This is a genomic window from Thermomicrobium sp., assembly GCF_053493975.1.
On sequence record NZ_JBRBZA010000058.1, the window covers coordinates 11,026 to 34,965 of the forward strand.

The 23,940-nt window shown below is 64.7% G+C and carries 19 protein-coding genes; 17 read left to right on the forward strand and 2 right to left on the reverse strand.

Going from position 1 to position 23,940, the window contains the following annotated elements; genetic code table 11:
* Nucleotides 1-290 precede the first annotated feature (290 nt).
* The 7 genes from rlmD (at nt 291) to pyrE (ending at nt 10,177) form a co-directional block, all read left to right on the forward strand.
* Entirely contained in the window at nt 291-1,505 is a 1,215-nt protein-coding gene (gene rlmD, locus ACWIVK_RS09595) for a 23S rRNA (uracil(1939)-C(5))-methyltransferase RlmD (RefSeq protein WP_448576439.1), read from the forward strand.
* Nucleotides 1,502-2,158: a Maf family protein gene (locus ACWIVK_RS09600; protein ID WP_448576440.1), complete on the forward strand. Its 657-nt coding sequence runs from the start codon at nt 1,502-1,504 to the stop codon at nt 2,156-2,158. Before rlmD ends, ACWIVK_RS09600 begins: the two co-directional genes overlap by 4 nt.
* A 407-nt stretch (nt 2,159-2,565) precedes the next feature.
* On the forward strand, nt 2,566-3,957 hold the full coding sequence (locus tag ACWIVK_RS09605; RefSeq protein WP_448576442.1) for a dihydroorotase: 1,392 nt from the start codon (nt 2,566-2,568) through the stop codon (nt 3,955-3,957).
* A complete protein-coding gene (gene carA / locus ACWIVK_RS09610) occupies nt 3,866-5,017 on the forward strand; it encodes a glutamine-hydrolyzing carbamoyl-phosphate synthase small subunit (protein WP_448576443.1) in 1,152 nt (383 codons plus the stop codon). The genes ACWIVK_RS09605 and carA overlap by 92 nt, the downstream gene beginning before the upstream one ends.
* 11 nt (nt 5,018-5,028) lie before the next feature.
* A complete protein-coding gene (carB, locus tag ACWIVK_RS09615; RefSeq protein WP_448576518.1) occupies nt 5,029-8,265 on the forward strand; it encodes a carbamoyl-phosphate synthase large subunit in 3,237 nt (1,078 codons plus the stop codon).
* 10 nt (nt 8,266-8,275) lie between these two features.
* Entirely contained in the window at nt 8,276-9,307 is a 1,032-nt protein-coding gene (gene cax / locus ACWIVK_RS09620) for a calcium/proton exchanger (protein ID WP_448576444.1), read from the forward strand.
* Between the two features lie 246 nt (nt 9,308-9,553).
* The gene (pyrE, locus tag ACWIVK_RS09625; RefSeq protein ID WP_448576446.1) at nt 9,554-10,177 is read left to right on the forward strand and encodes an orotate phosphoribosyltransferase; all 624 of its coding nucleotides are present in this window, start codon (nt 9,554-9,556) and stop codon (nt 10,175-10,177) included.
* Here pyrE and ligA read toward each other — a convergent pair.
* Nucleotides 10,169-12,259, reverse strand: coding sequence for an NAD-dependent DNA ligase LigA (gene ligA, locus ACWIVK_RS09630; protein ID WP_448576447.1), 2,091 nt, complete (start codon nt 12,257-12,259; stop codon nt 10,169-10,171). The two genes, pyrE and ligA, sit on opposite strands and share 9 nt — an antisense overlap.
* 153 nt (nt 12,260-12,412) lie before the next feature.
* On the opposite strand from ligA, the gene ACWIVK_RS09635 reads away from it, so the two are divergent.
* The 9 genes from ACWIVK_RS09635 (at nt 12,413) to ACWIVK_RS09675 (ending at nt 22,364) form a co-directional block, all read left to right on the forward strand.
* On the forward strand, nt 12,413-14,494 hold the full coding sequence (locus tag ACWIVK_RS09635; protein WP_448576448.1) for an exonuclease domain-containing protein: 2,082 nt from the start codon (nt 12,413-12,415) through the stop codon (nt 14,492-14,494).
* Complete coding sequence (locus ACWIVK_RS09640; protein WP_448576519.1) at nt 14,415-15,023, forward strand: uracil-DNA glycosylase family protein; 609 nt, start codon at nt 14,415-14,417, stop codon at nt 15,021-15,023. The genes ACWIVK_RS09635 and ACWIVK_RS09640 overlap by 80 nt, the downstream gene beginning before the upstream one ends.
* A gap of 49 nt (nt 15,024-15,072) precedes the next feature.
* Nucleotides 15,073-17,310 (forward strand): DNA translocase FtsK 4TM domain-containing protein, encoded by a 2,238-nt coding sequence (locus ACWIVK_RS09645; protein ID WP_448576449.1) that lies wholly within the window; start codon nt 15,073-15,075, stop codon nt 17,308-17,310.
* Nucleotides 17,311-17,383: 73 nt separating this feature from the next.
* Entirely contained in the window at nt 17,384-17,995 is a 612-nt protein-coding gene (gene recR, locus ACWIVK_RS09650) for a recombination mediator RecR (protein WP_448576450.1), read from the forward strand.
* Nucleotides 17,996-18,017: 22 nt separating this feature from the next.
* A complete protein-coding gene (locus ACWIVK_RS09655) occupies nt 18,018-19,004 on the forward strand; it encodes a hypothetical protein (protein ID WP_448576451.1) in 987 nt (328 codons plus the stop codon).
* A 58-nt stretch (nt 19,005-19,062) separates the two neighbouring features.
* Nucleotides 19,063-20,751, forward strand: coding sequence for a R3H domain-containing nucleic acid-binding protein (locus tag ACWIVK_RS09660; protein WP_448576520.1), 1,689 nt, complete (start codon nt 19,063-19,065; stop codon nt 20,749-20,751).
* On the forward strand, nt 20,748-21,380 hold the full coding sequence (tmk, locus tag ACWIVK_RS09665) for a dTMP kinase (protein WP_448576452.1): 633 nt from the start codon (nt 20,748-20,750) through the stop codon (nt 21,378-21,380). The genes ACWIVK_RS09660 and tmk overlap by 4 nt, the downstream gene beginning before the upstream one ends.
* Nucleotides 21,381-21,388: 8 nt before the next feature.
* Nucleotides 21,389-21,721, forward strand: a complete 333-nt coding sequence (locus tag ACWIVK_RS09670; protein WP_448576521.1) for a cyclic-di-AMP receptor — start codon at nt 21,389-21,391, stop codon at nt 21,719-21,721.
* A gap of 22 nt (nt 21,722-21,743) precedes the next feature.
* Nucleotides 21,744-22,364, forward strand: a complete 621-nt coding sequence (locus ACWIVK_RS09675; protein WP_448576453.1) for a zinc ribbon domain-containing protein — start codon at nt 21,744-21,746, stop codon at nt 22,362-22,364.
* Here the strand turns inward: ACWIVK_RS09675 and ACWIVK_RS09680 are convergent.
* On the reverse strand, nt 22,350-23,213 hold the full coding sequence (locus tag ACWIVK_RS09680; RefSeq protein WP_448576454.1) for an NAD(+)/NADH kinase: 864 nt from the start codon (nt 23,211-23,213) through the stop codon (nt 22,350-22,352). The two genes, ACWIVK_RS09675 and ACWIVK_RS09680, sit on opposite strands and share 15 nt — an antisense overlap.
* Before the next feature lie 77 nt (nt 23,214-23,290).
* Here ACWIVK_RS09680 and ACWIVK_RS09685 point away from each other — a divergent pair, with 77 nt between their 5' ends.
* On the forward strand, nt 23,291-23,932 hold the full coding sequence (locus ACWIVK_RS09685) for a bifunctional 4-hydroxy-2-oxoglutarate aldolase/2-dehydro-3-deoxy-phosphogluconate aldolase (protein WP_448576456.1): 642 nt from the start codon (nt 23,291-23,293) through the stop codon (nt 23,930-23,932).
* Nucleotides 23,933-23,940 lie beyond the last annotated feature (8 nt).

The window sequence follows — 23,940 nt, forward strand, 5'->3', positions numbered from 1 at the left end:
CATCCTGCCGTTTCCGATCCAGCGCCGCGAGCGCACCTCGTGGTCAACTGATCCACGGCTCAGATGGAGCGACACGGCATTCCACGCTGCATCGCCCCAGGCCGAACCGTGACGGAGTCGTCTCGCCTAGCGCTCACGAGCCAAAACGATCGCCATCCTTTCGCATTCGGTATCTCCCCACCAGATCGTCGAGAGCAGCCCGCGACGCCCACTCCCAGCTGCCCACGCGGGCATGAGGTAGCCGCCCTCTCCCCCGATTCCCTACACTTTCGCAATGAGGGAGGATACCGATGGGGGAGATGTTACCGACACCACGCACCCTGCGGACCGTTCCACTCCATTTGGAAGAGATGGCTTACCAAGGTGCGGCGATCGGACGCGAGGACGGTCGTATCGTCTTCGCCGAATACGGTATTCCTGGTGAAGACGTTCTCGTCGCGATCGAGAAGGACCGCAAGGACCACTCGCTCGGGCGCGTCATCGAGGTGCGGACCGCTTCACCGGAGCGGGTCGATCCTCCCTGCCCATACTTCGGGATCTGTGGCGGGTGCCAGTGGCAGCACATCCGCTACGAACACCAACTCGTGCTCAAGCAGGCCGTCGTGCGCCAGCAGTTGCGCCGTATCGGCAAGTTCGACGATCCACCTGTCTCGTCCACTGTTCCCTCGCCGCAACCGTACGGTTACCGAAACCACGCGCGCTTCTCGGTCGATGGCAAGGGGAACCTCGGGTACATCTCGCGCCCCGGCCATGGCTACCGCTTCCTCCGCATCGATCGCTGCCTCATCATGCATCCAGCGATCAACGAGGTCCTGTCGCGACTCCAGGGACGAGCACACGTCAAACACCAGCTCATGGTCCGATACGGAGCCAATACTGGCGAGCTTTTGGTGCATCCGGACGTGAGCGCGATCGATCCGACGATTCCCTCCGGCCAACCCTACTACCACGAGAGTCTGCTCGGGCATCGCTTCCGGATTTCGGCCTCGTCCTTTTTCCAGACCAACACTGCGGTCGCCGAGCGTCTCATCCAGCTCGTCCTGGAACGGATCGCCCCGACGGGGAACGAGGTCGTCGTCGATGCCTATGCGGGTGTCGGTACCTTCGCCGCATTTCTCGCCCCACGCGTCGCGCGAGTGATCGGGATCGAGGAGTCTCCTTCGGCCGTCAGCGATGCGCAAGTCAACCTCGACTCCTTCGACAACGTCGAGTACGTGCAGGCCAAGGTCGAGCACGTGCTCGGCAAGCTGGCGGTTCGGCCGGATGTCGTCATCCTCGATCCTCCCCGGGTCGGTTGCGCGCCGGAGGCGCTCACCGGAGTCCTGATGCTGCGACCACCGCGCTTGATCTACGTCTCCTGCGACCCAGCGACGCTCGCACGGGACCTGAGGAAGCTCGTCGACGGCGGCTATCGGCTCCTCGACGTCACGCCGCTCGACATGTTCCCGCAGACCTACCACATCGAGTCGGTCGCGACATTGGAGCTCGCTGAGGGGATGCCGTGACCCTGGTCCTCGCCTCAGCCTCGCCGCGCCGGCGCGAACTCTTGGCTGCACTCGGCATCCCCTTCGTCGTCGATCCAGCAGCGATCGACGAACCGCTCCCGGAACAACACTCCCATCCGGAGCGTATCGCCCGCGCGTTGGCACGTCACAAGGCCACGGTCGTCGCTGCCCGGCGGCCAGGCGACTGGGTACTGGCAGCTGACACGGTCGTCGTCTTGCGCGGCCGGCTACTCGGTAAGCCGGAGAGCGCCGAGGAGGCACGCGCCATGTTGCGCCTCCTGCGCGGGCGGTGGCACCGCGTGATCACCGCCGTCGCGCTGGCTCGTGGGAATCGCTGCTGGGTCGATCACGCCACGACGTGGGTCCTCATGCGCCAGTACAGTGATGACGACATCATGGCCAGCATCGCCCGCGGTGAGCCGTTCGACAAAGCGGGAGGCTACGCGATTCAGGATCCCGACCTGCGCCCGGTCGAGCGCTGGCGCGGCTGCTACTGCAACGTGGTCGGTCTCTCCATCTGGCTGACTTGGCGACTCCTGCAGCGGGCTGGCTTCCCGGCCTCTGCACCAGACGAACGTGCTCTCCCGCCGGTCTGCCAGCACTGTCCTCTGGCACCAGCCGAAGTCACCTCGCGCGCAGCCAACAAGGGATAGCAGCCATGCCTGCTGGAACGAGCCGACCGATGCGGCCAGCGGTGCGATGGTCACACCGCGAGGCAGCACAGGCGCCGACGGATCGATACCGGATCCTGCCAGCTCGCCGCTCGGTCACACGTGTCGGTAAGCCCGTGTTCGGGCGAGGGAACGGGTCGCTCTGCAGGCACGGGTGAGATCGAGGGAGCCAGGATACCAGCAATCGGGTCCCGCCACGGCAGTGGAGTTGACCAGCGTCTGGTCACGCGCTATACTTGAGGCTCGAGTGTCGAGAGCACGGCGTACGAACGCGACTGACTGGAAGAGGCGTGCACGGCAGCGGTAGTCCACAACCTCGGATCGAGCGAGCGAGCGGGCCTCTGGATTCAGCCCGAATCCAGAGGCCTTTTTTATGGGGTTCTGCGCTGGTGCTGCGGGGTGGTCGTCTCATCGATCCCAGCCAAGGAATCGACGGCGAGGGAGACCTCCTGGTCGCGGATGGGCAGGTTCGAGCGGTCGGCGGACGAGTTCCCGAACCTGCTGGAGCGACCGTGATCGATGCCGCTGGACTCGTCGTCGCACCTGGTTTCGTCGACGTGCACGCCCATCTGCGGGACCCCGGCTATCCAGAAAAGGAGACGCTAGAGACGGGCAGTACCGCAGCCGCGGCCGGTGGCTTCACGACAATTTGCTGCATGCCGAATACCGTGCCCCCGCTCGATACACCGGGACGAATTCGCGAACTGGTCGAGCGAGCGCGCTGTCTCCCGGTACGTATCTTCCCGATCGGCACGATTTCGCGCGGCCGCCGTGGGGAGGAATTGGCCGACCTCGTCGGCATGGCTGGTGCCGGAGCCATCGGCTTCTCCGATGACGGTGACAGCACGCGGAGTGCCCGCGTCATGCGCCAGGCTCTCCAGCTCAGCCGGCAACTCGGTCGACCGATCATGGTGCACTGCGAGGACCCAACGCTGTCAGCGGGTGGCGTGATGCACGAGGGAGCAGTTTCGCAGCAGCTCGGCCTCCCTGGGATTCCGGCTGCTGCGGAGGAGCTCGTCCTGGCTCGCGATCTCGAGCTCGCTCGCCTGACCGGTGGCTGGCTCCATGTGCTCCACCTGACCACCGCTCGAGGACTGGCCCTGGTGCGACGAGCCAAGCGCGAGGGAAACCGTGTCACCGCTGAGGTAACGCCGCATCACTTGCTCCTGACCGACGAGTGGGTAGCAGGCATTCGTCGCTTCGCTGGGGAGACACAACCGTTTCCTGCCGGCCCCTGCCCCGATCCCAATGCCAAGGTCAATCCACCCCTGCGGCCAGAAGCCGATGCGCTGGCCTTGCGGGCCGGGTTACGGGACGGGACGATCGATCTCATCGCCACCGACCATGCGCCGCACCATGAGCAGGACAAGCCGCCGATTCTCGAGCGAGCCGCGTTCGGGATGATCGGGTTGGAACTCGCCCTCCCCTTGCTCCTGCGGTTGGTACGCATCCGAGCACTGACGTTGAGCGAGCTGGTCGAGTTTCTCTCCTGTCGTCCCGCCACGCTCTTCGGCCTGCCAGGAGGGACCTTGAGGCCGGGCTCCCCGGCCGATGTCGTCGTCTTCGACCCAGAGGAACCCTGGCAGGTCACGCGCGCGACCCTGCGCTCGCGCAGTGCCAACACACCGCTCCTCGGACTCACCTTGCGTGGGCGCGTCCGACTCACGATCGTTGGAGGGAAGGTAGCCTATGTCGATACAGCGTTCGCGGATCGGTGCACTCGTTCTGGAAGACGGGCGGATCTTTCCGGGTACTCCATTCGGAGCACGCCGCCCGGCTGAGGGCGAAGCGGTCTTCACCACGGTCATGACTGGTTATCAAGAGGTGGTCACTGACCCCTCTTTTTATGGGCAACTCGTCTGCATGACATACCCACTCATCGGTAATTACGGTGTCTGTGACGAGGACGAGCAATCCCGACGCCCGTGGGCCGCCGGGCTGATCGTCCGCGAGTACTGCGACCGACCGAGTCACTGGAAGGCACGCGAGACGCTCGCCAACTATCTGGAGCGATGGGGCATACCAGGGCTGGCGGATGTCGATACGCGCGCCTTGACGCGCCACCTGCGCATCCACGGAACCATGCGGGCGATCCTGGTTCCCGACCGCACGGGCCTGACCGACGCCGAACTGGTTGCCTGGGCGCAGCGAGCCTGGACGCCCGATCGAGAAGATGTCGTACCAGCCGTTCGCGGCGAGCCAGCGACCTTCGGACCAGCGGATGCACCGCACATTGTCCTCATCGACTGCGGCGTCAAGCGCAACATCATCGCCTCCCTCCTCCGACGTTCGGTGCGCCTCACCGTGCTTCCCTACGGGGTCGATGCAGCGACCGTCCTCGCGCTGGAACCGGACGGGATCGTCGTCTCACCTGGCCCCGGTGACCCGACCCGAGCCACCGACGCCATCGAAACGGTCCGCGTTCTGGCCACCTCTGGGATACCGTTCTTCGGTATCTGTCTGGGTCATCAGCTCCTGGCCCTCGCAGCCGGCGCTCGGACGATCAAGTTGACCTTCGGTCACCGCGGCGGCAACCACCCGGTCAAGGACATCTTCACCGGGCGGGTGCGCATCACGTCACAGAATCACGGCTACTGCGTGGCCCGCGACAGCATTCCCGAGCACGATGGCTGGCAAGTCTGGATGATCAACGTGAACGATGGCACAGTCGAAGGGCTCCGCCATCGCTCGCTTCCTGTCCTGACTGTCCAGTTCCATCCCGAGGGATCGCCCGGACCACAAGACAGCCAAGATCTCTTCGATGCTTTCGTCGAACTCGTCCAGCAGCGGTGGCGAGCACGCACGTCGCGGCCGATCGTGCTGGCTGGGGAGGGAGTATGACGATGGCAACGATGGCACGGCAGCCGTTGGTTTCCAGCGTCCTCGTCATCGGATCAGGCCCGATCGTCATCGGGCAGGCTGCGGAGTTCGACTACTCGGGAAGTCAAGCGTTGCGGGCTCTCCGCGAGGAAGGAATCCGCACCATCATCGTCAACTCCAATCCCGCGACGATCATGACCGATGAAGACATGGCCGACGCCGTTTACATCGAACCGCTCACGGTCGAGGTGCTCGAACGCATCATCGCCCGTGAGCGCCCGGAAGGCTTGCTGGCGACGCTCGGCGGTCAGACGGGACTCAACCTGGCAGTCGCGCTGGCCGAGGCAGGCGTTCTCGATCGCTACGGCGTGCGCTTGCTCGGGACACCGCTGGAGGCGATCCGTCGGGCAGAAGACCGTCAACTTTTCAAGGAATTGCTGCTCGAAATCGGTGAACCAGTGCTGGAAAGCGTCACCGCCTACAGCGTCGAAGACGCACTCGGCTTCGCAGAGGAAGTCCCGCCACCTTTGATCGTCCGTCCAGCCTTCACGCTCGGAGGGACCGGCGGGGGCATCGCTTTCACCGAAGACGAACTCGTCACCCTCGTCCAACGCGGGATCGCGGCCAGCCCGATCGGCCAAGTGCTGGTGGAGCGCAGCCTGCTCGGTTGGAAAGAGATCGAGTACGAGGTCATGCGGGATGCCAATGATACCTGCATTACCATCTGCAACATGGAAAACCTCGACCCGATGGGCGTGCATACTGGCGACAGCATCGTCGTCGCCCCCTCGCAGACATTGAGCGACCGCGATTATCAGATGTTGCGCAGTGCCGCACTCAAGATCATCCGAGCCTTGGGTATCGTCGGCGGCTGCAACATCCAGTTCGCACTCGACCCTCGCTCCGATCAGTACTACGTGATCGAAGTCAATCCCCGCGTCAGTCGGAGTTCGGCACTGGCCTCCAAAGCGACCGGGTATCCGATCGCCCGCATCGCAGCCAAGCTCGCGATCGGACGGACCTTGGACGAAATCCCCAATCCCGTCACCGGTAAGACGATGGCCTCCTTCGAACCAGCACTCGACTACTGCGTCGTCAAGATTCCGCGCTGGCCTTTCGACAAATTCCGGCACGGGGACCGGAGACTCGGTTCGCAGATGAAAGCGACCGGCGAGGTCATGGCGATCGATCGATGCTTCGAGGCTGCACTGCAGAAAGCGGTGCGCGGACTGGAGACCGATCAAACCGACCTCACATGGGAAGATTCCCGCTGGCAGGATCCATCCATATTGGAGCAGGCACTCCGGATACCCACCGATCAGCGCCTCTGGGCAGTCGCTGCAGCGCTGCGGCGCGGTTGGACACCGGAACAGGTCAGCGCGTTGAGTGGGATCGACCCCTGGTTCGTCCGGGCCATCCAACGCCTCGTCGCGATGGAACAGCGGCTCGCGACCGAACCGTTCACAGCGGAACTTCTCTGGGAAGCCAAGCGCCTCGGCTTCGCCGATCGGACGATCGCTGCCCTCCGCGCGACGACGGAACAGGAGGTCCGCGCTCAGCGTCTCGCGCTCGGCCTCGTTCCTGTTCAGAAGCTCGTCGATACCTGCGCGGCCGAGTTCGCTGCCGAGACACCGTACTTTTACGCCGTGTACGAGGACGAGGACGAAGCACCCCCGCTCGACTCTCCCAAGGCTGTCGTCATCGGCGCAGGACCGATCCGCATCGGCCAGGGTATCGAGTTCGATTACTGTAGCGTCAAGGCTGCACAGGCGCTCCACCGTGCCGGCGTAGCCGCGATCATGCTCAACAACAACCCCGAGACCGTTTCGACCGACTTCGACGCATCCGACCGTCTCTACGTGATACCGCTGGATGCCGAGTCAGTGCTCGACGTCCTCTGGCATGAGGCGAGCGGCCAGATCGACCATCTCCCCCCAGTGATCGTCCAGTTCGGGGGACAAACCGCCATCAACTTGGCGGCCGACCTGGCAGCAGCTGGAGTACCGATTCTCGGCACCGATCAGGACGCGATCGATCTGGCCGAAGATCGGCGCCGCTTCGAACGCTTCCTCCGCGAACTGGATATTCCTCAACCGCCGGGCGCGGGCGTCACGACGCTGGAGGAAGCGCTGGAGACTGCCGAGCGCATCGGTTATCCCGTGCTGGTGCGTCCCTCGTACGTCCTCGGCGGTCGAGCGATGGAAGTCGTGTATCGTCGAGAGCAACTCGAGCAGTATCTGGCCACTTCTGGAGCCTTCGCGAGCGGTCGACCCGTCCTCATCGACAAGTATTTGGACGGAATCGAGCTGGAGGTCGATGCACTCTGCGACGGGCAGGACGTGCTGGTACCAGGCATCATGCAGCACATCGAGCGGGCAGGCGTCCATTCAGGAGACAGCTTCGCGGTCTATCCTGCAGTCGAATTGCCACCTGTCCACGTGGACACGCTCGTGCGGTACACGACCGAGATCGCCCTGGCCCTCGGTGCCCGCGGTCTCATCAACATCCAATTCGTTCTCTATCAGGGAGTGGTTTACGTCCTCGAGGTCAATCCGCGAGCTTCGCGCACTGTCCCCTTCCTGAGCAAAGTCACTGGGGTGCCGATGGTCGACGTCGCCACCCAGATTCTCCTCGGCCGCTCACTCGGCGATCAGGGATACCGTGGTGGGCTGTGGCCGCGCCAGCCGCTCGTCGCGGTCAAGGCGCCGGTCTTCTCCATGGCCAAGCTCCAGGGTGTGGACGTGCAGCTCGGGCCGGAGATGAAGTCGACCGGCGAAGCGATGGGTATCGACCGCACGTTCGAAGCTGCCTTGGCCAAGGCGTTCCTCGCCGCTGGCCTCGCGATCGAGCGGGGCGCCCCGGTCCTGTTGAGCTTGGCCGATGACGACAAGCCCGCCGGTGTGGAACTCGCCCGTGGCCTGCTGGCCCTCGGTCACTCGCTGGTCGCGACAGAAGGAACCGCTCGATATCTCAGGGCGCATGGCGTACCGGTCGAACTCACGGTCGCGCACATCGGGCATGGGCACCCGGACGTGCTGGAAGTGATCCTCGAGCGGAAGGTGCGCGGGGTGATCAATACCCCGGGCCGCGACGAGGGGACGATCCAGGACGGCTTCCTGATTCGCCGGGCTGCCGTGGAGCGCGGCATGCCGTGCCTCACGAGTCTGGATACAGCCCGTGCTCTGGTGCGAGCTCTGCTCGGCAGCGGGACGAGCTTTTCCGTCCAACCGCTCCCCGCCTACCGGACACGCGAAGCTGTCCTCGCCTGAGGAGGGGATCATGTGCTGGTGGCTCGCCGGGCTGCTAGTGGCCCCTCTTGCGCTTGCGATCGAGTGCCTGCAGGCACCGCCGCTCCTGGTCCTCTCGGCTTCAGCCGCGGCGCTCGTCCCGCTCGCTGCTCTGCTCGGTCGAGCAACGGAGGAAGTAGCGGCGCACACCGGCCCGCTGGTCGGGGGACTACTCAATGCGACGCTCGGCAATGCTGCCGAGCTGATCATCGCGTTGGCGGCCTTGCGGGCAGGTCTTCACGAGTTGGTCAAGGCCTCGATTTCTGGTTCCATTCTCGGCAACCTCCTCCTCATACTCGGAGCCAGTCTTCTCGTCGGCGGACTCCGTCATGGTCTCCAGCAATTCGATGCCCAGCTCGCCGGGATCAGCGCGACGATGATGACGCTCGCTGTGGTACTCCTGCTCGTCCCCGGGCTTTTCACCTTGGGTCCGACCCCCGTACAGGGCCAGGCTGTCGAGTGGATGAGCATCGGCCTCGCCCTCGTCCTCGCGGGGATTTACGCCCTCTATTTGCTCTACACGCTGCGCCTTCCAGGGACGGTTACCGAACATGGGCCCGCTGCATGGTCACTGCGGCGAGCAGCCCTCGTCCTCGCCGGTGCAACGATCGGCGTCGTGTTCATGAGCGAGATTCTCGTCGGTGCAGTCGAGCCGGTCGTCGAAGCGACTGGCATCCCCGAGTTCTTCCTCGGAGTCGTGCTGGTACCACTCGTCGGCAATGTGGCGGAGCATTTCGTCGCGGTGCAGGTAGCGCATCGGAACCGCATGGACTTGAGTCTGGGAATCGCCTATGGATCGAGCTTGCAGATCGCGCTCGTCATGATGCCCATTCTCGTCTTCGCCAGCCTCGTGACCAGCCGACCGCTGTCGCTCGTCTTCAATGTCTATGAACTCGTCGCCCTGCTCGGCACAGCCCTGGTCACGACACTCATCGCACTCGACGGTCGCTCGCACTGGCTGGAAGGGGTGATGCTGCTGGCGGTTTACGCTGGCCTGGCCGTGAGCTTTTTCTTCCTGCCATGATCGGTGCTCTTCGAGTACTGGGTCAGGGCACCGTCCGAGCGTCTGGCCTGGATCGATCGGCGCGTGCGGCGACTCGGGTTCTCGACACGTCTTCGCACCGGGGAGCTCCCAGTACCTCATTCGCCCGTCGAGCTGGAAGCGCGCACCGGTCGAGCGAGCAAGCGAAGGGGATCGACTCTTCGGGGCAGAATGGGCGAGCAGCCAGTCGATTGTCCGAGCCGCCAGGCACCACCGGAGGAGGGAACGATGGTCGAGATTCTGGCCGACGAGCAGACGGCCCAGGCACTCCTGCGAGACCTGCACGAGGTCGGAGCGCTTTTGACAGGGCATTTTCTCCTCGCTTCCGGCCGTCACAGTGATCGCTATATCGAAAAGTTCGCTTTGTTCCGCTGGCCTCGCCGCGTGGAAGCGATGTGTCGCGAACTCCTCGCGCGACTACGGTGGCGAGGGATCGACGCCGTCGTGGGACCGACGACCGGTGGAATCCTTCTGGCATTCGAGTGCGCCCGGCAACTCGGCATCCAGGCCGCCTACGCGGAACGCGAGCACGAGGGGAGCAGCCGGCGAGTGATCCGGCGCGGAACCCGTTTCTCGCCCGGCACGCGCGTCCTCGTCGTGGACGATGTGTTGACGACCGGCGGCTCGCTCCGCGAAACGCTGCGCGCAGTGGGCGAGTATGCAGTAGAGATCGTTGGCGTTGCCGTCCTCATCGACCGCTCGACCGAGCCGGTCGATCTCGGGGTGCCGCTCGTCGCGCTGCTCCGGCTGGACATCGCGAACTGGCCACCGGACCGATGCCCCTTGTGTCAGCAGGGGCTTCCGCTGGTCAAACCAGGGACGACCGCGCTGCCAGGGCATACCTCATTGTGAACGAGCGGCGACCTCGACTTCGACTCCCGACTCGCGCAGCATGCGCAGGAGGTCTTCTTCCCCCAGGATCGGTACACCGAGTTGCTGTGCTCGCACGTACTTGCTGCCGGGATCAGCCCCCGCGAAGACGTAGTCGGTCTTGCGCGAGACACTGTCGGTCACGTGGGCTCCGGCACGCCGCAACAACTCCTCAGCCTGACTCCGCGTCAGCGTCTCCAATCGTCCGGTCAGCACGACCGTCTTACCTGCTAACGGCCCTTGAACGGGAGCCACCACGGCCGCTTCTTCCTCGCCCATGCGCACCCCGAGACGGCGAAACCGCTCGATCATCTCCCGATTCTTCGGCTCTCGGAAAAACTCGACGATCGATTGGGCGACGGCCGGGCCGAATCCCGGGATCTGCAGAAGCTCGTCGATCGTGGCCTCCATGAGCCGGTCGATCGAGCGGAAATGTTCGGCAAGAAGTTGCGCATTGCGTTCCCCCACATGACGGATCCCCAAGGCGAACAGGAAGCGCGCGAACGGACGGTTCTTGCTCGCTTCGATAGCCTTTTGAAGATTTTCCACCTTCTTCGGGCCGAAACCTTCCAGCTGGAGGACACGTGCCCAGTCGATTTCGTAGAGATCGGGCAGCGAGCGGATGATTCCGAGCTCGACGAAGAGATCCGAGATCTTCTCACCGAGCCCCTCGATGTCCATCGCATTGCGCGAGGCGAAGTGGCGCACCGAGGCTTTCAGGCGAGCCGGGCAATTCGGATTGGGGCAGTAGCGATCGACCTCTCCTTCCAACCGGATAGTATGAGCACCGCACACCGGGCACTGGCTCGGAATTTCGACCGGTCGCTCGTCGCCATCGCGCCGCTGTGGGATCGTGGCGACGACCTTGGGGATCACGTCTCCTCGGCGTTGCACCACGACCGCATCACCGATGAGCAGACCGAGTCGCCGGATCTCTTCTTCGTTGTGCAACGTCGCTCGCTCGACGATGACCCCACCGATTTCGACCGGCTCGAGCACTGCAACCGGAGTCAGCTTCCCCGTGCGGCCCACGCTCCAGATCACGTCCCGGACGATCGTCGTCTTCTCATGAGCCGGGAACTTGTACGCGGTGGCACCGCGCGGCTCGCGTCCAACGACGCCGAGCGCCTGATAAAGCGCCCGGTCATTGACCTTGATCACCACTCCGTCGGCTTCGAACTCGAGTGCGTCACGACGCTCCTGCCAACGATGGCACTCAGCGATCACCTCGTCGACCGTTCGGCAAAGCCGATAATCGGGAACGACCGGAAACTGCAGCTGACGGAGGAACTCCAAGGTGGCCAGATGCGTCGCGGGCGGCTCGGTTCCCTCCCAGAGGCCGATATCCCACGCAGCGAAACGGAGCGGTCGCGAAGCAGTCACGCTGGGATCGAGCTGGCGCAGCGAGCCAGCAGCCGCATTGCGGGGATTGGCGAAGAGTGGGAGTCCTTGCTCACCGCGCTCGCGGTTCAGTCTCTCGAAGTCCCGCACGTTCATGTAGACTTCGCCACGCACCTCGAGGACAGGTGGAACGACGACCCCCTCGGGGGGATACAGGCGGAGCGGAATCATGCGGATCGTCCGCACGTTGTTCGTCACGTCCTCTCCCGTGTACCCGTCTCCTCGCGTCGCACCGCGCACCAGTACGCCATCACGGTAAAGCAAGGAGACCGCGAGACCATCGACCTTGGGCTCGGTCACGAACTCGACATCCAGTCGGCCGCTCAGCCGGTACACCCGCTCCGCCCATGCCCGGATTTCCTCATCGGAGAAGACGTTGCCGAGCGAGAGCATGGGAATTTCGTGTTGGACCGTGGCGAACCCTTCGGCTGGCGGTGCCCCCACCCGTTGTGTCGGCGAATCCGGCGTGATCAGTTCCGGATACTGTTCCTCCCAGCGCCGAAGTTCGAGCATCAGCGCATCGTACTCAGCGTCACTGACAGTTGGAGCATTGAGCACGTAATACTCGTAGTTGTAGCGGTGGATGAGCCGCCGCAGCTCTTCGACCCGGGCACGAACCTCCGGCGGGACACGATCCGTGGGCAGCGCTGATTGCTCCGCCATCCTGTTCCTCCCTCGCTGCTGACTCGCGCCTGGCGTTCCATCGCGCTGGCGAGTATACGCCAGCGTGCCCTCCGTCCAGCGACGGACCGGCAGGATGAGGCATCGACCGCAGCTCGGGTACCATACCAGGGGGTGCGGGACGAGGAGTGCGGGATGAGTGAACAGCCCGTGGAGCCAGCCTACGATCGTCTCCGCAGTCGAGCACGGCAGCTCTTGTTGACACGAGGCGGGCTCGCCAGCGAAGAGGAGTTGATCGAGGCGCTTTTCGGCTCGCTCGGTAACCGTCGACTTTGGGCACCATTCCTGGCCCAACTGTTGGAGACCGAGCCAGAGATCGTCCGCCGTGCGGATGGGACCTGGGCCCTTCGCCATCGCCCCCTGGTACCCAGCGAGGGCTGGCCTCGCTCGTTCGTCGCGCTCGATGTCGAAACGACTGGTCTCCGTCCAGCTCGGCACCGCATCATCGAGATCGGCGCGGTTCGTTACGAGGACGGCTGCTGCGTCGATCGCTTCTCCGTCCTCGTCAACCCCCATCGCCGCTTGCCGGTTTATATCGTTCGTCTGACAGGGATCCGGGACGAGGACCTGGTGACGGCGCCGTCGTTCGTCGATGTGGCCACCGCGATTCGTGTCTTTTTGGGAGAGAGCACGGTCATCGGCTACAACGTGGGGTTCGACCTCGATTTTCTGAACGCCGAACTGCGGCGCATCGGCCAAGGACCGCTCCCCAATCCCGCACTCGACGTCTTGCCGCTCGCCCGGGCACTGCTCGCCGCGAACGGCCGCTACGATCTCGACACGATCTGTCGATCCATCGGTCTGGCGCGGGGCACGCGTCACCGTGCGTTACCGGATGCCGAAGCGACTGCCCACCTCTACCTTCACCTCGTCGAGCGAGCCGAGCAGGTCGGATACCGCTCGCCGAGCGACCTCCAGCCAACCGCGACGCGGCGACCGATCGTCGTCGAGCCGGTCGCCCGCGGGCGCGCTGTGCTCGACCAGCGCCTGCTGGCCAATACACCCGCCCTGCCGGGTGTGTATCTCATGCGCGATGCGCTGGGACGTGTCCTGTATGTCGGCAAGGCGCGCAATCTCCGGCAGCGAGTCCGCTCCTACTTCAGTCAACCACTGGGATACACCCGCAAGATGGACGGGTTGCTCGAATCGGTGGCCGAGATCGAGACGGTCGTTGTCGGCTCGGAGTTGGAAGCACTCCTCTTGGAGAGTCAATTCGTCCAGCGGTACAAGCCACCGTACAATACGCAACTCCGCAATCACGAGGCGTACCCCTACGTGAAAGTCGAGCTCGGTCGCCCTTGGCCGCGCCTGATGCTCGCTCGTCAGCGTGACGATGACGACGCCGTGTACATCGGGCCTTTCCGGAGCACGGCTGCTGCCCGTTCGGTCGTCGAGTTGCTCCACCAACTCCTCCCGTTGCGCACCTGCCATCGATCGTTCCGGGATGCCCGTTCCTACGGGCGCCCGTGCTTGCAACTGACACTGGGCCGCTGTATCGGCCCCTGCACCGGACGCGTCACGCCTGCCGAGTACCGAGCGCTCGTCGAATGCGCGCTGCGTTATCTCAGCGGCGAGACGACTGTCATCGTCGAACGTGCGCAACAACTTCTCGCTGACGCGGTGGAGCGACTCGACTTCGAACGAGCAGCGCGCTTGCGCGATCTCCTGCGGCGCAGCGAGGAACTCGTGATCGGTCATCGATTGGTCCGCCAGACGATCAGCGGACGACCATGCGTCATCGTCACTCCCTGCCCAGAGACCGGCGATCGGGCCTTTCTCCTCATCGTTGCCGGCCGACTCTGGGCGCGTGTCGTGGCCGATCCGCACGAGGACGAGGCAGCCGTGGCGGCTCGACTTCGAGCGGCCTGGGAACGCGCCCACGAGGCCGCTCCTTGGACGCTCGACCAGGATTCGCTCGATGCCGCAGTCATCATCGCGCGCTGGCTGCACGAGCACGCGGAGGACCCGACCGTTTTCTTCCTGGAGCATCCGGTAGATTGGATCGCACTGGTGCGGAACGGTCGTTCGCTGCCCGCGTCGGCATTCGCTGTCCATGCCCCGGTGGACGACGAGAACGGGAAGACGAAACGAGCGAGAGGAGCAGACAGTGAGCCAGGAACGCAGTGCGAGGGAACTCCTGGAGAACATCGCCGAGCGCGTCCGTCACTGCACGCGCTGCGATCTGTGGCGGACCCGGACCCAGGCAGTGCCCGGTGAAGGGGATCCGCACGCTGAGGTGATGTTCATCGGGGAGGCACCGGGGTACCACGAAGACCGGCAGGGTCGCCCGTTCGTCGGAGCGGCAGGACAATTCCTGAACGAGCTGCTCGGGCGAGCCGGGCTACGACGCGAACAGGTCTATATCACCAACGTCGTCAAGTGCCGACCACCCGGGAACCGGGATCCGCTCCCGGACGAGATCGCTGCGTGTGCACCCTACCTCGACGAGCAGATCGCGGTGATTCGTCCGCGCGTCATCGTGACGCTCGGGCGCTATTCCATGGCGCGCTGGTTCCCCAACGAAAAGATCTCCCGTATCCATGGAAAGCCACGCCGGTTCGGGGATGTCATCGTGGTGCCGATGTATCACCCCGCCGCCGCCTTGCACCAGCCTGCGCTCAAGGAACTCGTCGAGAAGGACTTCGATGCACTGCGAGAGATCCTCGCCCAGGCCCGGGCGGAAGCAGCGCGTCCAGCAGAAGCGCAGCACAGCGAGGAAAAGGCACAGCAGATGCGCTTGTTCTGACCCCCTGCTATACTCCGTACGGACACGCGAACGAACGCAGGGGGACACGATGGCGCGGAAGCGAGAGAAAGAACGGAGAGCCAGAGGGGAGACAGCACCGCTCGTCGCCGGTTCCCAAAGACGCCGCCTGCGTGCGGTCGTCGCTCAGCTGGCGCAACTGGCAGCACTCGTTCCGCGCCGTCTGCCGCGTGACCTCGCTGGTGTGTTTCTCGCCACGGTCGGTGTGCTCTTGGCCGTGGCTCTCCTCGGGCACGAGCGCGAGACCGGGCTGGCCGGCTGGCTCGCCCAGACCTGCCGGCAACTGTTCGGCCGCGGGGCGATCGTGGTCCCGCTCGTCTGCTGGTGGGGTGCCCTCGAACTGCTCGCCTCCCGGTCGCGAGCCGGCACGATTCGCCGGGCCGTGGGGTTCGCACTGTATGGTTCCGCAGCCGTCGCACTGCTCGATGCGCGACCGGCTGACCGTGTCGAGGAGGCCGGCGGGTACATCGGTGCCGGCGTGGCAGCGCTCCTCCGGTTCATCGGGGGGGACCTCGGTCTCGGGCTCCTCGCACTGGCCCTCGGCCTGGCTGGCTCGACCCTCGTCGCTGGTATCGAGCTCAGCACGCTCGCTCGAGCGATCGTCACCGCGGCGCAACGAAGCTGGCAGATCGTCCAACGGCGATCGTCCGCTCGCGCGGTCGATCTTCCCGCGCCTCCGGCGCCAGCGGAGCCCGGCCACTCGGTCGAGACCGCCCAGCGCGGATCGACGCGACCGATCATCGCGACGCGCCACGCCCCAGCGAGTCGCCCGCGTGGGCGCCGGACGCAGGTTTCCCCTCAGCAGCGTGTCCAAGAGCGCCACCCCGCCGAGCCGGAACCGGTCACAGCGAGCGCGGTCACGCCACCTCCTGCCGGAGATCAGGTGCTTCCCGAGATCAGCCGCTTGCAGCGGTACGAGGCGAGCCTCCCCGATGCGGACGAACTGGAGCGCAAGGCAGCGATCATCCAAGAGACGCTGGCGAACTTCCGAGTCGACGCTCGCGTCCGCGAAATCTATCCTGGACCTGCCGTGACGTTGTTCACCCTGGAACCGGGTCCCGGAGTCAAGGTGCGGCGCATCACCGAGCTGCAGAACGATCTGGCATTGGCGCTGGCTGCGCCAGCGATCCGGATCGAGGCACCGGTTCCTGGTATGGCACGTGTGGGCATCGAGGTCCCGAACAGCGCGATTTCTACGGTGGGCCTGCGCGAGGTGCTGGAATCGACGACCTTCCAGCGCTCTCGAGCACGCCTCCCGCTGGCTCTCGGGCGGGATGTGCACGGCGAGTACGTCGTCGCTGACCTCACCCGCATGCCGCATCTCCTCATCGCCGGCGCGACCGGATCCGGCAAATCGGTCTGCATCAACGGGATCATCGCGACCTTTCTGCTCACGCGGCGGCCGGACGAACTCCAGATGCTGTTGATCGATCCGAAGAAGGTCGAACTCGCCGGTTACGATGGCGTGCCGCACCTCAAGCGCCCAGTCGTGACCGATATGGGACTCGTCGTCGGCGCGCTGCGACGTGTCCTGCAGGAAATGGAGCGACGCTACGAGCTTTTCGCCCAGCTGGGAGTGCGCAATCTCGAGGGGTATCGCTTGCGACGCGAGGAAGACCCATCGCTCGAACCATTGCCCTATCTCGTCGTCATCATCGATGAGCTGGCTGACCTCATGCTGACGACACCGGACGAGGTAGAGACACTCCTCGTGCGACTGGCCCAGATGGCCCGTGCCACCGGGATTCACCTCCTGATCGCGACGCAGCGACCCTCGGTCGACGTGCTCACCGGGTTGATCAAGGCCAATGTACCGGCGCGGATCGCCTTCGCTGTCACGTCGCAGACCGATAGCCGGGTGATCCTCGATATGCCTGGTGCCGAACGCTTGCTCGGGCGCGGCGACATGCTCTATCTCCCGCCCGATGCCGCACGTCCCCTCCGCGTCCAAGGCTCGTTCATCGACGACCGCGACTTGGAATACGTCGTCGACCACTGGCGGCAACTCTGTCCGGTCCCACAATACGACCCGAGCTGGCTCGATCTCGAGGAAACGATCCAGGAGACGAGTCGTGGCGAGGACCCCCTGCTCGAACAGGCTCGCCAACTCGTTCGCCAACTCGGGACAGCCTCGACGTCGCTCCTCCAGCGACGACTGCGGATCGGCTACAACCGGGCAGCACGCCTGATGGAGCGATTGGAAGCGGAAGGAATAGTCGGCCCGGCTGAAGGAGCACGCGGCCGCGTGGTCTATCTGGGCGACGAGTGAGAGGGACGAGAGAAACCGACCCTTCTGGTATACTGAAACCGGTGAACGCGCGTTTTGCCTGACGGCGACCGAGGTGACAGTGCGCGCACGTGGACCGGCCGAGCCGATCGCTCGGTTGATCGAGGAATTCGCGAAGCTTCCCGGAATCGGTCCCAAGACCGCATCACGGTTGGCATACCATCTGTTGCGGTGTTCGCGGGAAGACGCGCTTGCCCTGGCTCAAGCGATCATCGAGGTGAAAGAGCGAGTGCAGTTCTGCTCGCGGTGCTTCAACTTGACCGATGTCGATCCCTGCCAGATCTGCACTGATCCGTCGCGTGATCAGCGAACGATCTGCGTTGTCGAGGATCCGCTCGACGTTCTCGCCCTCGAGCGAACTGGAGCCTATCACGGTGTGTACCATGTCCTGCACGGGGTCATTTCACCCGTCGACGGCATCGGGCCAGAGCGCTTGCGGATCCGCGAACTCGTTCACCGAGTCCAGGAAGAGCAACCGAACGAGGTCATCTTGGCCTTGAACCCGAACATCGAGGGCGATGCGACCGCCATGTACATCGCACGCCAGCTCATTCCACTCGGCGTCACGGTGACCCGGCCAGCCAGCGGCTTGCCGGTGGGCGGCGACCTGGAGTATGCCGACGAGATCACGTTGGGTCGCGCGCTCGCCGGACGACGCGCGCTCTGAGGCGCGCGGAGGAGGGCCTGGCGTGATCTGGTGGCGAGCCAACAATGCACCGATGAGCGCGAGCGACTCCTCCGATCAGCCGGCAGCTGCCTTGCGCGGTGACCTGGTCGCGCTGCCAGCCGCTTTTCATCTCTCGCCCATTCGGGGATTGCTCGGCAGTGCGTTCGGCGCGGCGACCGGACGGTTCGTCCACGAGCGCGGACAGCGAGCCTACGCTCACGTCATCGCAGAACCCGGACGCGATCATTGGTTCATCGCTCGCCTGTTCGTCTCGCAGGGAGAAGAGGGACAGCGCTTGCTGGACCGTCTGGCTCGGGACGCTGGTCTGCGCGGGGTCATCCGCCTGCACACCCTGATTCCGGAGCACCCGGATCTCATCGCCTGGTGGCAGCGAGCCGGTTTTACGCCGTTCCGGCGGATACACCTGCTCGCCGGCCAGCGCGAGCAACTCGCACCGCCGAGCCAGTCGCTGACCATTCGTCAGCAGCAAGCGCTCGACGCATGGGAGGTTCAGCGCCTGTACGAGCGCGTCACCCCGCGACCGGTTCAGTTCGCCGAGGCACGCACCCGGGCCGCGTGGCACGTGGGGCAGCGCGCTGGCTGGCGTATCCGCGGTTACCTGCTCGCGACTGACGGTGAGACCCGAGCCTACTGCCGCGTTCGCTCGCGCGCTGGTTGGCACATCGTGGAACTGGTCGCGGAAGACCAAGCTGCCAGCGAGGCCGTCGCGATCGTGGGAGCAGCGCTCGCTTCCTGCGCGCGCCCGCGCGATCGGGTGCTGCTCCTGCTTCCCGATGAGGCAGGAGCCACCCGGGCACGCTTCGAGCAGGTGGGATTCACGCTGCTCGAGACACGGCTTTGGGTCGCACGCTATACGATCCGACGTATCCGCGCCGGATTTCCCGTCACCGAGCATGCTCGGCTGGCCGGACTCGCCGAGGCACCACGCGTGCTCTACAACCACGAGCGACCGACGATCGCCGTACTGGAACGCGCGACACGACCATGAAACGAAGAGGAGGACGACCACGCGCACCGTGACGAAGCCTGTGACCATTCTTCCGGCAATGCCGGAGCAAACGATCACTGATAATCTCGAGGATCTGCTGGCAGTCTTGCCACCCGATATCGTCGAAGCGCTCCGGGAGTACAACAGCCCAGAGGACCGCGCCAAGCTGCTCGAAATCGTTCTCGACCTGGGACGACGTCCCGAGGCACGGTTCGAGGACCGCGAGGTGTATCTCGCGGATCGCGAGATCACGCGCGAAGACATCGCCTACGTCGCGTCACGGATCGGTCGCTTCGGGGACGATAACCGAGCAGGTATCGAGCGCACGCTGCACCGCATTTCCGCGATTCGCTCGCGATCCGGCGAGATCGTCGGCCTGACTTGCCGGATCGGTCGCGCAGTCTATGGAACGGTCGCCATCATCCGCGACTTGATCGAGTCGGGCGAGAGCATACTGCTCTTGGGTCGGCCCGGTGTCGGCAAGACGACCATGTTGCGCGAAACAGCGCGGGTGCTGGCTGACGACCTGCGCAAGCGGGTGATCGTCGTGGACACGAGCAATGAGATCGCAGGTGACGGCGATATCCCGCACCCGGCGATCGGTCGCGCCCGCCGGATGCAGGTCCCGACGCCCAGTCTTCAGCACGCGGTGATGATCGAAGCGGTCGAGAACCACATGCCGGAGGTCATCGTCATCGACGAGATCGGTACCGAGCTCGAGGCTGCCGCCGCGCGCACGATCGCCGAGCGTGGCGTGCAGCTCATCGGAACCGCACACGGGAACACGCTGGAAAACATCATGATGAACCCGACCCTCTCGGATCTCATCGGGGGGATCCAGTCGGTCACGTTGAGCGACGAGGAAGCTCGCCGGCGGGGCACCCAGAAGTCGATCCTGGAACGCAAGGCACCACCGACCTTCGGCGTTCTGGTCGAGATTCAGTCGCGCAATCGAGTGGCCGTGCACCGCGACGTCGCGGCAGCGGTCGACGCCATCCTGCGCGGCCAGCCGCTCCGCGTCGAGATTCGCGAGCGAAACCCGGACGGAACGGTGTCCATCTGGTACGAGGAGTTGCACGGGCAAGACCAACGTGCCGAGCGGTCCATGCTTCCCTCTGGACCGCGTCGGACCTACCAGCGGATTCCCGGTACACCGGCCCCGACTCGACCAGCGACTCCTTCCGGGACGATCGCAGTCGCCGCTCCGCCCAGCGAGCCGATCAGGCGGACCATGCGACTCTTTCCCTTCGGCGTCAGCCGGAACCGGCTGGAGGACGTCATTCGCCAATTGATGCTTCCGGTCGAGCTGGTCCGCTCACCCCGCGAGGCAGATGCGGTCGTGACGCTGAAGAACTACTTCCGCAAGCGACCGCAGGTACTCCGCGAGGCCGAACAACGCGGCATCCCGGTGTACGTCCTGCGGAGCAATACGGCGCAGCAGATGGCCAATCTGTTCCGCTCGCTGTTCCCTGAGCGGTTCGCGGGCGAGCAAGAACTGGAATCAGCCGCTGACGACGGCGATGAGACCGCAGCGCACGATCGGATCCTGGCCGCGATGGAGGAGGCAGAAGCTGCGGCGCACCAGGTGCTCCAGGGGACACGCAGCCGGATCGAGTTGCGCCCGCAGGAAGCCTGGATTCGACGCCTTCAGCATCAGCTCGCCGAGCGGTACAACCTGGCATCCCGCAGCCGGGGGCGAGAACCCTTCCGCCGGGTCGAAATCTACCGCGAGGACGAGAACTGGTGAGTTGGTTCATCACCTTCGAGGGACCGGAAGGAGCAGGCAAGACGACACAATGCTCTCTTTTGGCCGCCCGGCTCCGAGAAGCTGGTTATTCCCTTCTCGTCACGCGAGAGCCAGGTGGCACACCGCTCGGCGAAACCATCCGCGATTGGCTTTTAGCTGGCGAGGCACTCCGCCCGGAAACGGAAGCCCTGCTCTTCACCGCTGCCCGGGCCGAGCACGTGTGGGATCGGATCCGACCCGCCCTGGCACGCGGCACGATCGTCCTGTGTGACCGTTATGTCGACTCCACGCTGGCTTATCAGGGGGCTGGGCGCGGTCTGGACGAAGGATGGCTCCGCGAGTTGCACCGGGTCGCGACGGGCGACTTGTGGCCCGATCTGACGATCCTGCTCGATGTTCCGGTGGAAGTCGGCCTGGCTCGCCGCCGGGCTGCCGCGACGGCGATCACGCGGCTCGATCAGGAAGAACTCGCCTTCCACCAACGGGTACGCGACTGGTACCATGCCGCTGCACAGCGCGACCCTCAGCGCTGGCGTGTCGTCGATGCGACATTGCCGCCTACGGCTGTCGCCGACGTCGTCTGGACAACGGTGACGGAAGTCATGGAACGGGGAAGACATTCACCATGACGATCCCCATGAAGCTCGTCATCGCCGTCGTGCAGGCACGCGATGCCGACAGGCTGCTCGAGGCGCTTCAGCACGAGGGGTTCCGCGCAACCCGGATCAGCAGCACGGGAGGATTCCTGCGCGAGCAGAACGTCACGCTGCTGATGGGTGTCGAAGCCAACCAGCTCGACGAGGTCCTGCGCCTGATCAAGGCCCATTGCTACACGCGCACACAGTACGTCAATCCCTTGTTCCCGATCGTGGAATCGGGCGAGTTCTTCGTTCCGCAGCCGATCGAGGTCGAGGTCGGCGGCGCCAACGTCTTCGTCGTTCCGATCGAGCGTTTCGAGCGCCTGCCCTGAAGCGAGAGGATGGAGCACAGCGGTGGAACAGCTCGTCGCTCAAGCAGCGCATCTCCTCATCGCGTTGGGCGGTGCCTACTATCTGGCGCTCTGGTTTGCGCTCGTCGTGTGGACGTTCCAGGACATCCAAACACGGACCCGGAGCGTCATCGCCCAAATCTTCGCGACGTTGCTCGTCGTTCTTTTTTCCGTCCCGGGCGCATTGCTCTATCTCCTGATGCGCCCGCGCGAGACATTGGAGGAGCAGTACGAGCGGGCGCTGGAGGAGGAATATCTGATCCAGGACCTGGAAACAGTCGGGCGCTGCCCTCATTGCCGACGGCCGGTGCAGGACGACTTCCAGTTTTGCCCCTACTGTCGAGCACCGTTGAAACAGCTCTGTATCGCCTGTGGCCGTCTCCTCAGCTTGGATTGGCCGCACTGCCCGTACTGCGGTACCCGACAGCCGACCGAGGAAGGCGAGTTGACCGTACAGGAGCGTCGCTCGCCGCTCGAGGCTGTGCAGCGCGTTCTGGGACGCACTCCGAGCGGGCGACAGCCGGAGAGGCCCCTACCGGAGGACGAGGCGACCACGCTCCCACCTGGCTGGTCGCGGAGCAGGCGGGAAAACGAGCCGGATACCAGCGAGTTACCGCGCGCCTGATGGTGTGTCGGCATTCCGGGTTCGCCGGCTGGGCTGGGCCTCCGGACGGATTTGGAAATTGAACTTGCTGCGGAACGCCTCGTAAAAGTTCGTACCCGGCAGCACCACGAGACGGAACGGTTGCTTGCCCCGTCGCACCCGGACGAGATCGCCCTGCTCCAGGGACGCGACCGGCTCTCCGTCGATGATCAGGCGTGCTTCCCGGTCGCTCACGTAGACCTGCTCGATCGTCGCCTGTTCGGGGACGACGAGCGCAATGCGGATCGGCGAGTGCGGACAGATCGGCGTCACGGCGAACCCATGCACCCCGGCAGTCAGCACCGGTCCACCGGCAGCCATGCAGTAGGCCGTACTTCCCTGTGGGGTAGCGACGATCATGCCGTCACCCGGATAGGTGTTGACGAACTGACCGTCGATGTAGAGTTCGACTTCGATGAGCTGGTATCCGGCACGAACCACGACGTCGTTGATCGCCCAAGCATCGACGAGCACGCGTCGCCCGCGTTCCAGTTCGACGGCCAGCGTCGGGCCCTCTTGGACGTGGTACCGGTCATGCACCAACTCGTGCAACGCCTGTTCCCATCCCTCTCGTTCCACCAAGGCCAGAAAGCCGACCCGGCCGACATTGATCCCGAGAATCGGAACCTCGGGATAATGGTGCGCGACGCGCATGATGAGCCCGTCACCACCGATGGCGATGACCGCGTCGAGTTCTGGCCAAACCACCGGAAGGGCTTCTTCGCTCGCGATCTGGCACTGGTGCGCAGCGAGCCAATGCTGGATCCGGTCAGCCAACTCGGCTGCCTCAGGCTTGCCGTGCGCCGCCACGACGCCGAACCGTCGTGCCATCGTGAGGACTCCTACTCTCCGCCGACCCGGCCCGCTACACTCGATGCGAATGGTACCCGAGCGGAAGGGGGAGCGACGTGAACTGGATCGAAACGTACCGGCTGATCGCCGTGATCCGGCTCGATGACTTGAGCTGTGCCGAGGAACTCGCCGAAGCCTTGCTCGAGGGTGGAGTGCGTGTACTCGAGTTCACCTACACGAATCGTGAAGCTGGCCGTGCCATCGAAGTCGTGCGGCATCGTTTCGATGGATCCTGCCTGGTCGGAGCAGGGACAGTCCTGGATGCAGAAACCGCTCGTCAGGCGATGTTGGCTGGGGCACAATTCATCGTCACCCCGACCCTTCGGCGAGAAACGATCGAGATCTGCCGACGCTATTCCATCCCTAGCGTGATCGGTGCTTTCACCCCGACCGAAATCCTCAGCGCCTGGGAATGGGGTGCCGATTACATCAAAGTCAACCCGGCCAGTCTCGCGGGGCCGAGCTACTTCAAGGACGTGTTGGCTCCCTTGCCGCAGGTGAAACTGATCCCCTCGGGTGGCGTGACACTCGAGACCGCACCAGCTTTCCTGGCAGCCGGTGCCGTCGCCGTGGCGGTCGGCAGTCATCTGGTCGATCGCGCGCTGGTTGCGCGACGAGACTGGGCTGGCTTGCGGGAACGCGCCCGCCAATGGGCGGAATTGGTCGCTCACCCGGATATCGGCGTTCCAGCATCGTGATCAGCGAG

What these genes read in the sequence shown, in the direction of transcription:
- carB (WP_448576518.1), top strand. Translation starts at nt 5,029, where the DNA reads ATGGCACGGCAGCCGTTGGTTTCCAGCGTCCTCGTCATCGGATCAGGC.
- pyrE (WP_448576446.1), top strand. Translation starts at nt 9,554, where the DNA reads ATGGTCGAGATTCTGGCCGACGAGCAGACGGCCCAGGCACTCCTGCGA.
- ligA (WP_448576447.1), bottom strand. Translation starts at nt 12,259, where the DNA reads ATGGCGGAGCAATCAGCGCTGCCCACGGATCGTGTCCCGCCGGAGGTT.
- ACWIVK_RS09635 (WP_448576448.1), top strand. Translation starts at nt 12,413, where the DNA reads ATGAGTGAACAGCCCGTGGAGCCAGCCTACGATCGTCTCCGCAGTCGA.
- ACWIVK_RS09670 (WP_448576521.1), top strand. Translation starts at nt 21,389, where the DNA reads ATGAAGCTCGTCATCGCCGTCGTGCAGGCACGCGATGCCGACAGGCTG.
- carA (WP_448576443.1), top strand. Translation starts at nt 3,866, where the DNA reads ATGTCGATACAGCGTTCGCGGATCGGTGCACTCGTTCTGGAAGACGGG.
- rlmD (WP_448576439.1), top strand. Translation starts at nt 291, where the DNA reads ATGGGGGAGATGTTACCGACACCACGCACCCTGCGGACCGTTCCACTC.
- ACWIVK_RS09660 (WP_448576520.1), top strand. Translation starts at nt 19,063, where the DNA reads ATGCCGGAGCAAACGATCACTGATAATCTCGAGGATCTGCTGGCAGTC.
- ACWIVK_RS09645 (WP_448576449.1), top strand. Translation starts at nt 15,073, where the DNA reads ATGGCGCGGAAGCGAGAGAAAGAACGGAGAGCCAGAGGGGAGACAGCA.
- ACWIVK_RS09680 (WP_448576454.1), bottom strand. Translation starts at nt 23,213, where the DNA reads ATGGCACGACGGTTCGGCGTCGTGGCGGCGCACGGCAAGCCTGAGGCA.
- cax (WP_448576444.1), top strand. Translation starts at nt 8,276, where the DNA reads ATGTGCTGGTGGCTCGCCGGGCTGCTAGTGGCCCCTCTTGCGCTTGCG.